This is a genomic window from Streptomyces hilarionis, from assembly GCF_024539675.1.
GTDB lineage: Bacteria > Actinomycetota > Actinomycetes > Streptomycetales > Streptomycetaceae > Streptomyces > Streptomyces hilarionis.
The window spans coordinates 1-4,864 of record NZ_JAHHIT010000291.1 but is presented as its reverse complement, the minus strand read 5'-3'; the positions used below and the strand labels follow the sequence as shown (position 1 = coordinate 4,864).

Genomic DNA, 4,864 nt, shown 5'->3' with positions numbered 1-4,864 from the left:
CCGCGCCCCCGCACGACGCCGCCCCCGTCTGGCTCACCGTGCCGCCCGCCCTCTACGACGACTTCGCCCTGAGCTCCGCCGCGGCCGGTCCGCACCGCTTCCGCCCCCTGTACGGCGACGCCCCGGACGGCCCGCCGCTCGCCTGGTGCTGTCCGCTGCCCGCGCCGCGCGACGCCGACGAGGAGCGGGACCTGGTGCGCGGGCCGCTGCTCACCCCGGACCTGGGCCGGCTCGGCATCCCCGCGCCGGGCCGCACCGCGATCGTCCACACCCGTCCCGACGGTCCGCCCACCCTGCTCCGTCCCGCCGACCCGTACGGCGGCCGCCCGCCGCGCCCGGCGACCTACTACGAGGTCGACCTCGTGGCGCAGCACGCCGTCCACCGCATCTCCCTGCCGAGCTCCGGCAAGGGCGAGTTCACCGCCGTCGCCGACCTGACCTGGCGGGTGACCGACCCGGTGGCGTTCGTGCGGGCGCAGACCGTCGGCGTGGGCGAGCGGCTGCTGGCGCATCTGCGGGAGGCGGGGGGCCGCATCACCCGTCACCACTCCGTGCGCCGGGCCGCGGGCGCGCAGCGCGCGGTCAACGCCCAGCTCGGCGGGTGGCCCGTGCCGGGCCTGACGGTCGCCTGCACGGTGGCGCTCGCGCCGGACTACGGCCCGCCGCCCGAGGCTCCCCGCACCGACGCCGGTTCCGCCCGGACGCTGGAGGAGCTGCTCGCCGACGCCGAGACCGTGCTGTTCGGCTTCGACGGCCCGCTGACCCGCCTGTTCACGGCGGCGACCGCCCGCGAGGCGGCGCTCGACCTGCTCGCCGTGGTGGCCGAGCACCGCGACCCGGCCGACGCCCTCGCGGGCCGGCCGCCGGGCGACCCGGGCGCGGTCGGCCGGGAGCTGTTCGTGCATCCGCTGGACGTGCTGCGGGCCTTCGCCCAGGACCCGCTGGGCCCGCTCCTGCGGGACCGCCTCGGCGAGTTGGAGCTGGACGCCGTGCCGGACGCGCCCACGACGCACCACTCGGTCCTCCTCGTCCGCACCTTGCAGGGCGCCGGTCGCCGGGTGGGGGTCGCCACGGACGTCTGCGACGAGGCCGTCCGCCGCCATCTGGCGTTCCACCGGCTCGCGCTGTCGGCCGGGGTGCACGGCCGCGCCGACGATCTCGGTCTGCTGATGCCGAACCCGCACTGCCTGCTGCGCGCCCTGCGCCCGCTCGGGACGCCCGCCGCCGGCGGCGTCCTGATCGGCTCCACGCTCGCCGAGCTGACCGCCGCGCGGGCAGCGGGCCTGCGCTTCGTCGGCCTCGCCCGCAACCCCACCGCGGCCCGCGGCCTGGCCCGCGCGGGCAGCGACGTCACGATCCCCTCCCTCACCCCGGTACTGGAAGCGGCCCGGGCCTTGTGACGCGGGGGGGGGGAGGGGGGAGGGCGGGCGGACGGCGTCTGGCCCACGGCCTCAGCGGCCGAGGGCGACGGTCCCGTCCGCTGGGGCGGTGGTCCCGTCCGCGGAGGCGGTTGTCCCGTCCGCAGGGGCGACGACCCCGGCCACAGGGCCAGCAGTCCCACCCGCAGGGGCGGCAACCCCGTCCACAGGGCCAGTCCCATCCGCAAGGTCGGCGGTCCCACCCGCAGGGTCGGCGATCCCCTTCGCAGGGGCGGTGGTCGGGACGCCGAGGAAGTGCGGGGCGTCGGGGGCGGAGGGACGCGGTGGCGAAGCGGTCGGACGACGCCGGGGCCCGGCGTCGGTCCGACGCGGTACGCGCTCCGGGCCGCCCGCACAGGCCCGCCCCCTCGCGCGCCCACGGACCGGGACGCGGCTCGGCGCGCTGCACCACGACCTCGGGACAACGGGCCCGGCGCACACCTGCACTGCGGGAGGGCGGCGCAAGCCGACGCGGGAGGGCGGACAGCGCGCGCAGCTCGGACAGGCCGGCGACGCGCGCAGCGCAGCCGGGTGGCGCGAGTGGGCACGGGCAAGCAGGCGGCGCTGGGCGGACGGCGCAGACAACGCCGGCGCGTGCAGCTCAGGCGGACAGGCGGCGCGAATCGACACGGGCGTTCTGGCGGCGCTGGCACAGGCGGACAGGCGGCACAGGCGGACAGGCGGCGCAGGCGGCGCAGGCGCAGGCGGCGCAGGCGGCGCAGGCGCAGGCGGCGCAGGCGCAGCGCGAGTGGGGCGGCGCGAGCGCGCGGCCTCCGCCTTCCACCCCCCGGCCGCGAGCGGCGGCGCCGCTCGCCACCCCGTCGGCAGCATCCCCCCGGCGCCGGCCGGCCGGCGTGCGCGCCGCGGCTCGGCCTGGGCGGCCCCGACGTCGGCCGAGCGGGTCCAGGACCCGTGGGGGATCGTGGTCCCGGGCCGGGGCGCCTTCGGCTGACGGAGCGACAGTCCAGGGGGCGGAAGGGAAGATCCACCCGTTCGGTCGCACCCCGCCCGGCCCATCACAGAAGGCGGCCGTCCCCGCGTCCCCGCACGATGCGTAGGAGGCCGACCGCCCGGCGGCCGCCACGGTCTGTGCTCTCGGGAGGACCCGCCATGACCGCCAGTCTGGAGCAGCTGCGCCGCTGCCACTTCGCCGTCGACCTGGGAGCGGCGCGGACGCGGGTGTACGTGAAGGGGGCCGGGCTCGTCGTCGACCAGCCGTCGGCCGCCGCCGTGAACACCCGCACCGGCGCGCTGATCGCGGTGGGCGAGTTCGCCGAGAAGATGACCGGGCGCACCCCGCACTACATCCGCGTGGTCCGCCCGGTGTCCGGCGGCACGGTCGTCGACATCGAGATGGCGCAGCGCATGCTGCGTCATCTCATCGGCGACAAGATCCGCCGGCAGCTGCGTCGCAAGCCGTTCCTGCGCGCCGCCGCGTGCACGCCGCACGACGCCGACCCGCTCGCCCAGCGCGCCGCGATCGAGACCCTGGTGGGGCTCGGTTCACGGCGTGTGGAGCTCGTCGACACGCTCATCGCGGCCGCCGTGGGCTGCGGACTGCCGGTGGAACGCCCCGAGGCCACGATGATCATGGTGTGCGGGGCGGCGGCGACCCAGGTCGCCGTGCTGTCCCTCGGCTCGATCGTGACCGCCGAGCGGATCCCGGTGGGCGGCGAGGCGGTGGACCACGCGATCGTCCAGCATCTGCGCCACGAGCACGAGTTGATGCTGCCCAGCCAGTCCGTGCGGCCCCTCCAGCTCGCCCTGTCCGGCAACGGCCTCACCCCGCAGGGGCCGGCGTCCACCGAGATCCACGGGCGGGACGTCGCCACGGGTCTGGCCCGCTCCGTGCGGGTCGACACGGCGGCGGTCCGCGACGCCATCGAGACCCCGCTGACGGCGGTGCTGGACGGCATCGGCCGGGTGCTGCGCGAGTGCCCGCCCGACCTGGTGGCCGACCTCGCCGACCGCGGGATCATGATGGTCGGCGGCTCCGCCCTGCTCCCCGGCTTCGACCAGATGCTGCGCCAGGCCACCGGCATGCCCGTGCACATCGCCGAGCGTCCCGACATCTGCGCCGCCCAGGGGCTGGGGGCCATGCTGGAGGGGAAGATCGAGCCGTTGACCCTGGACCCGCTGGGCGCCTGAGCCGGCCCCGGGGTCGCCCCGTCGGACACCGGGGCGACCCACGCGGCCGCCGCCTTCGGAAACCACCGCCGCCTCACGGCTTTACCCACGTAACACGCTCGACACCTTGACGCCCACCTGGCCGGGTGCCACGATTCCGGCGCCGCCATGTTTACGTAAACATCAGCCATCGCGGGGCTTCGATGTTTACGCAAACATCACAGCCGAAAGGGCAAGTCGATGCGCAAGACCCCCACCACAGCCTCCCTGTCCCCCCGCGTGCGCGCCGCTCTCGTCGCGGTCGCCGTCGCCGCGGTCAGCGGCACCACCCTCGCCGCCACCCCGGCGTCCGCCGCCGCGCCGGCCACCGACACGACCCAGTTCAAGGGCGTGAACTGGGCCGACCCGCGCGACAACTTCGCCGACGACTACCTCCAGCTGTCCGGCCTGAAGACCACCGACGGCTACAAGGAGACCTACGCCAAGGCGAGCCGGATCATCGCGGCCTTCCGCGCGAACCTCGGCGCCAACACCGTGCGGCTGCCGATCAACCCCTACACGGTCAACGGCGCCTACTGGAAGTCGTACCGCGCCGTCATCGACGCCGCCTCCGACCAGGGCTTCAAGGTCATCGTCTCCTACTGGGAGGGCACCGGCGCGAAGAAGGACGGCTTCATCGACGACGAGGCCGCGTACTGGCCGATGTGGAACACCGTCGTCAAGGCGTACAAGAACGACAGGCGCGTCTACTTCGAGCCGATGAACGAGCCGCACGGCTACACGGACGCCCAGTGGGCCGACATCGCCGCCAAGTGGCTGTCGACGTACGCGAAGGTGCCCCGCGACCGCGTGTTCGTCAGCGGCGCCGGTTACAACGACCACGTCACCACGGTCTGCGCCGACCCGCGCCTGAAGGGCACCTACCTGTCCCTGCACCACTACGGGTTCTGGAAGGACTACGCGACCTACGACCAGTGGGTGGCCGACCTGAAGGTGCGCATCGGCGACTGCGCGAACCGCACCGTCGCCGACGAGTTCGGCGCCCCGATGACCACCGGCCTGAACTACGACGTCAAGACGCCGGACGACAACTTCGTCAACTACGTCCAGGCCGTCACCGACACCTTCCGCGAGCTGAAGATGGGCTCCGTGTACTGGCCGGGCCTGCGCACCGACGACACGTACTCGCTCCAGAAGCTCGTCGGCCCCGCCTCGCGCCCCTGGCTGGCCACCACCAACCAGTCCGGCGCCGACCGCCTCGCCTGGGCCTGGGGCCGCGGCAAGCCCGTCAAGAACTGACGCCCGCCCCTCCCGCACCC

At 75.3% G+C, this 4,864-nt stretch carries 3 protein-coding genes; all 3 read left to right on the top strand.

Annotated elements, in window-relative coordinates:
• Positions 1 to 1,400: HAD family hydrolase (locus tag KMS84_RS37830; RefSeq protein ID WP_368860717.1), on the top strand; the 1,400-nt coding region annotated here is incomplete at its 5' end.
• A gap of 1,128 nt (positions 1,401 to 2,528) precedes the next feature.
• A complete protein-coding gene (locus KMS84_RS37825; protein WP_256921090.1) occupies positions 2,529 to 3,566 on the top strand; it encodes a rod shape-determining protein in 1,038 nt (345 codons plus the stop codon).
• Between the two features lie 219 nt (positions 3,567 to 3,785).
• Positions 3,786 to 4,844, top strand: a complete 1,059-nt coding sequence (locus KMS84_RS37820; RefSeq protein ID WP_256921089.1) for a glycoside hydrolase family 5 protein — start codon at positions 3,786 to 3,788, stop codon at positions 4,842 to 4,844.
• Positions 4,845 to 4,864: the final 20 nt, after the last annotated feature.